At 64.0% G+C, this 5,183-nt stretch carries 5 protein-coding genes; 2 read left to right on the top strand and 3 right to left on the bottom strand.

Going from position 1 to position 5,183, the window contains the following annotated elements; all coding sequences use genetic code 11:
* Positions 1 to 145: 145 nt before the first annotated feature.
* The gene (locus tag J2T23_RS19905) at positions 146 to 304 is read right to left on the bottom strand and encodes a hypothetical protein (protein ID WP_370871473.1); all 159 of its coding nucleotides are present in this window, start codon (positions 302 to 304) and stop codon (positions 146 to 148) included.
* A gap of 1,480 nt (positions 305 to 1,784) precedes the next feature.
* On the opposite strand from J2T23_RS19905, the gene J2T23_RS19795 reads away from it, so the two are divergent.
* Entirely contained in the window at positions 1,785 to 3,353 is a 1,569-nt protein-coding gene (locus J2T23_RS19795; RefSeq protein WP_307362932.1) for a competence protein CoiA, read from the top strand.
* 136 nt (positions 3,354 to 3,489) lie between these two features.
* Complete coding sequence (locus J2T23_RS19790) at positions 3,490 to 3,987, top strand: HAD domain-containing protein (protein WP_307362929.1); 498 nt, start codon at positions 3,490 to 3,492, stop codon at positions 3,985 to 3,987.
* Positions 3,988 to 3,996: 9 nt separating this feature from the next.
* Here J2T23_RS19790 and J2T23_RS19785 read toward each other — a convergent pair whose 3' ends face one another.
* Together J2T23_RS19785 and J2T23_RS19780 are read right to left on the bottom strand one after the other, a co-directional pair.
* Positions 3,997 to 4,341, bottom strand: a complete 345-nt coding sequence (locus J2T23_RS19785; protein WP_307362925.1) for a M15 family metallopeptidase — start codon at positions 4,339 to 4,341, stop codon at positions 3,997 to 3,999.
* A 425-nt stretch (positions 4,342 to 4,766) separates the two neighbouring features.
* Positions 4,767 to 5,183 (bottom strand): hypothetical protein (locus tag J2T23_RS19780; protein ID WP_307362922.1); only part of this gene is annotated, 417 nt, incomplete at its 5' end.

Below are 5,183 nucleotides of genomic sequence, written 5' to 3'. Positions count from 1 at the left end.
ACCTTCACATCCAGATCCGCCCGCTCCGCGGCGCGAACCGTGGCTTCTGAATGGACTCGTTGGCGCCAGGCATAGAACCCGGACCGGGACACCCGCAAGAGCCGGGCCATCCGCTGGACGGGATAGTTGGCCTTCTCGGCCTCCATCAGTTCGAAGCATTCCGATTCTGCTGCTTGGAGGCGAAGAAGGCTGCGGCTTTTCCCAAGAACTCGTTATCCATCCGCAACTGCGCATTTTCCCGGCGCAAACGCTCCAGCTCCGACTTCTCCGTCTCGGCCGCCGCGAACTCCTCCGGAGCCGCCAAACGCGCCCTCTCCTGAGCCACCCACCGGCCAAGCAACTGCTCACCCAGACCAGTTCGCGGGCCACCGGCGCGACCGGCCTGCCCGTATCAATCACCAGACGCGCAGCCTCCCGCCGATACTCAGGAGTGAATTTACGTCGTGTCGTGCTCACAAGAACACCTTCCCGCAGAATCCCAGGATCCCGCTACTTCAGGTGTCCACCAACAGAGGCTAACCCCACCCCTCTTACCTGTGGCTTAGGTGGGAATGTATCCTCTCATCGTCGTCCGCCCCCGGGTGGGCGGGCTCCGCCCCTTCAGCCGACCCCAACCGATGACGGCTGCGCCGTCCAGCCCGACAGCCTTCGGCCGACGAGCAAAGGGGCTTCGCCCCAGGATGAGCCCCTCATCTCGCAGTCTCGGCTGACAGTGAGCCGGTTGGGTAGCGCTGCGCGCTGCGACGTCGTGGAACGGTCCGGCCCTCGTCCTGCGGTGTCCTTGTGGTGGTAGGGGCTGCGCCCCGGGAAGGCATGGGTCAACGATGCGCTCGGCGCAGAGTCATCGAGTCGTGGAGCACGCTGCGCCAGCAGCGAGGGGAACCTCACAGCCATCTGGCCGTGCCACGATCCGTTCGACGCATCGCATCGCCAACGGACCGCGGCCCGGACGGACGAAGTCCGTCTCCCCGGGGCGAAGCCCTCTCCCTTGAAAGAGGCCATCCCCTATGAAGCCCCGCTGCGAAGCAGCGAGACCAACGAGCAGACAACGAGCAGGCCAACGGAAAGGAAGCGGCCCGGCGGCAGCCGGGCCAAGGACCACGCAAAGCCACCGAGTCGTGCAACGAGACGGAACACGAGACGCTGATCTTGAGGGCCAACTCCCCGGCGCGAAGCGCCTATCCAGCCAGCCAGAAGCCCCAGGGTAAACGAGAATCCAACGATAAGCGGCACGCACCGGGCGGCGCAGCCGCCTCAGCCCCGCAGGGAAGGCCAGCCGACCCCCAGAAGACAGCCAGCCGGGTGCCCCAAGGAGCGCAGCGACGCCGGCACCAGGCGGCCGGGCCCACGGACCCGGGCGCGCAGCGCCCAGGTCCTCGCGCAGCCCGGCGCACCGCGCCGACGAGAAGCCAGGCCTCGCAGCGGCCAAGAGGTTAACGCGAAGACAGCAAACAGTGTGACGGACGAAAAGGAGAACGAACCGGATCACTTTAGGGGTTGGGCGAAGGCGCGAAGCGCCTGAGCCCCTCTTAAATATGGCGACATCCAACCCAGCACCAGCAAGACCACACAGCATCAGCAGACCGACTGGGGCTATCGCCCGCCGACCGCTTCGCGGCCGGGGAGCCAGCCAGTGGAGCGGACAGGCGTCGGGTCGGTGGCGGGGTGGGGGGCTGCTGGCGGACCGGGCGATGTCAAGATGTCTTGATGGCGGCGGCGCCGGGCTGGCAGGTAGATTGACCGCCAGGATGCATCGCTGAAACGGGGGAGCTTGAGTGCAGTTGGTGGCGTATCTGAACGGTGAGAGGCTCGACGCGACTGAGGTGCCGCACGTGCAGTGGCGCGCGCTGGCAACCAGGGCTGACTATCCTGACCTTGTGCTTATCGAGTGCGGCCTGCGGGCCAAGCGCGTGACGTCAAACAGGGGCCGGCAGTTCTTTGCGCACCTTCCGTTGGTGGACTGCGAGGCGGAGCATAAGTCCGAGTCACCCCAGCACTTGGCGATGAAGCGGGCGCTGAAGGAGAGGATCAATGCGGCCCCTGGGTGGAGTGCTGAAGTGGAGGTTCGCCATCCGGAGGGAGCATGGACGGCAGATGTCCTGGCCATCCACGAAAACGGGAGGCGTCTCGCCTTTGAAGTCCAGCTCTCGCAGCAGACCGAGGAAGAGTACACGCACCGCTCCCAGCGCTACGTTGATGATCGCATCGGGCCGGTGTGGGTAGTCCCTAATGGCCTCGAGCAATTCGTTGTGCGGCTGCCGATGATAGTGACCGGCTTCGGTAAGACCAGCCCCCTGCCCGAGGAGTCGGTCGACCTCATGAGCTGGATCGCGTACCAGCCTCTCGCCGGAAAGGTGTGTCAGGTTGGAACGATGGTAGACACCTTGCTGGCTCCCTCCTTTCGCTGGCCGTACGGGACGCCGCGGCACCAGTTAGAGGAGCGTGAGCGTTCAGCCCGGGAGGAAGCCGAGCGGGCAGCCGCCGCCCAAGAAGAAGCGGCCCGGCTGGCTGAGGAGAAGCGCCACCGTGCTGAAGAAGCAGCGCGAGCCGAAGCCGAACGCGTGACGCGGTTCATCAGCTCCGCAAGGGGGCCTGGTGTCGATAGTGTCCGTCCGGTCGTAGCAGCAATGACCATCTGGGCGAGCGAGGTCCGCTGCCTGAAAGCAGGCCATCCGATGCTGATCTGGCGGCTGACCGATCCGGGGATAACGAAGGCCAACGACCACGACTGGATGCCGAGGAGTGAGAACTTCGACAATGTGCGGAAGCGTATCGACAATTGGTTGACCGCGGTTGGGACAGGATTGGCAAAGGCGGGAGTCCACCGCATACAAGGCACCGGACATCGCCGCGCATTCACTTGCCCCGACTGCACAGACGTCATAAGGGGCAGCTGGGTAACGGCGCTCCCGTCCGGCAAGTGGTCTGTAATAGCCCAAGGCAGCAGAATCTCGGAGGAGGCGCGCGCGGCGCTCTACCAACGGCCAGCTCCATTACTGGAGGCTGCGTTGACGGTCACTCGCCCAGTTGCATCGTCGCCCGGTCTGCCGGTGGAGCCAGTGCACGGGCCGGTCATTCAGGAGGGTGACCCGGGGTTCGTTGGGCCTCGCCGTTGGTCACACTGGATGTCAGAAGCCAGGGATGCCGACGAGATCGCAGAACGACAGGCCGCCAAGGACGCCAGAGCGGCACGGATGCGTGAGATTCGCGAGAACCCACGGTACATCGGCAGCGCGAACGGTTTCCGTTTCCGGTGTACCGATTGCGGCGGAGTGTTCGAGGACGACAACGAGGGCATCCATGCGAATTCACGATGCCTGTCGGTTGGCGGGAGACCACCCGGCTGGCGCTAATGGACAGAAACGCTCTCGCCTGCGGCTGGGAGGCTTTCCGCAGTCCGGTTCGCGGCCGGGGAGCCAGCCAGCGGAGCAGGCAAGCGGACGGGGTGGCGGCTATCGCCGGACCGGTGGCACAGACTAGGGTCACGTCATGAAGCTGCTCATCCTTCTCGACATCGACGGCGTGCTGAACCCGAAGACAATCCAAGGCGACGGCGACCCGTCCGTGGAACTGTCCGACGCAAAGGCAGCCCTGGTCTTGCGGCTCGCGGCCAAGGGCCGGATTGCGTGGGCCTCGACCTCCCCGCCGGAAGTTGTTGCTGCACTGGAAGAACGCGTGCAGCTGGAGCAGGAACCATTGCGGGTGACGATCACGCCGAAGCCCGGGGATGATGAACAGCCGACGCCGAAGCTCCGGTCCGTGGCACGATGGCTCGACCGGATGGACGCTGCCGGCGAGGCGGACTGGGACGCGGTCGCGTGGATCGATGACGTCCTCGGACCGGACGTGCACGAGTGGGCCCACAACTACAGCCGGCCGGTCCTGCTAGAGAAGCCGAACCCGGACGAGGGGCTGACGGAGGCGCATGTGGTCGCGGTCCAGGTGTTCCTCAATGAGGACGTGGGGGTCGAAGGTACGACCCCCTGACAGGGCCCATCAGTTCGGCGAGTGGCGGGTGGTGAACTCCTCCAGGGTGATGCCCTGGTCGTGGATCTCGGTCGCAGCGTCGACGCCGACGTAGCGGAGGTGCCAGGGTTCGAAGGAGTAGCCGGTGTCCGCTTCGGCGCCGGCCGGGTAGCGGATGACGAAGCCGAATCGGTGTGCGTTGGCTGAGGCCCAGGTGGCGGCCGGCTGATCAGCAAAGCACGGCTCGAAGCTGCACGCCCCGCCGCCGTCACCGATGTCGATTGGCCAGCCGGTATGGTGTTCGGAGTAGCTGGGGTACGCGCTGACAGCAGCGGCAGCCGCGGATCCAACAGCGCCGACGTGCCCGTCATACACCTGCGCCTGAGTGGATTAGGAACGGTAGCCGCTGACCAGGGTGATGATCGCGCCGTCCTGCCTGGCCGCAGCAGCTGGAACGCATCCTCGCTCATCCTGCAGCCCATGGCCTCCACACGTTAATCTGGAAGTGTTGGAGTGCTGAACCAGCAAGAAACGGTTGTACCAGGGATAGTCTTCTCGAAACCGACCGCAGAGCCTTCGAAACCTACCCGGTGGTCGGTCTTATCCGGTTGACTTTTCCGCGGAATCTAGGGGTTTTTCTCGCCTTGGTGGAGTGAAACCGACCAAACCGACCTGCCCAGTAGATACCTAGGAGAGAAGTTAGTGTGTTGTGTTTTGAGCAGAAAAACATAAACACCGCTGAGGTACCTGTATGTATGTATTTTAAGGTTGGTTGGTCGGTTTAGATAGATAGATAGGGCCTACTTCCCTTTGTTGGCGCTGTTTTTGATCCGGAAATCAGACCGACCGCCCGGTCGGTCTTGGTCGGTCTTGGTCGGTTTTCGTTGGTACAGGGATTGACTGCTGCTGCGGACGGGAAGCAGATTGTGAATTGAGGCGGTCGCGGTCCATGTCCGAATGCCGATAGTTGGTAGGAGCCCCGTGCCGGGCAGGTGTGCATAGAACCAAGCATGACTGCGACGCCTTCCGAAAAAACGCCCGTGGACTTCGACGATGACCCCCGTGCCGGGCAGGTGTGCATAGAACCAAGCATGACTGCGACGCCTTCCGAAAAAACGCCCCTGGACTTCGACGATGACCCCCGTGCCGGGCAGGTGTGCATAGAACCAAGCATGACTGCGACGCCTTCCGAAAAAACGCCCCTGGACTTCGACGAT

The organism is Pseudarthrobacter niigatensis, assembly GCF_030812615.1.
Taxonomy (GTDB): Bacteria; Actinomycetota; Actinomycetes; order Actinomycetales; family Micrococcaceae; genus Arthrobacter; species Arthrobacter niigatensis.
This window is presented reverse-complemented; position numbering and strand designations above follow the sequence as displayed.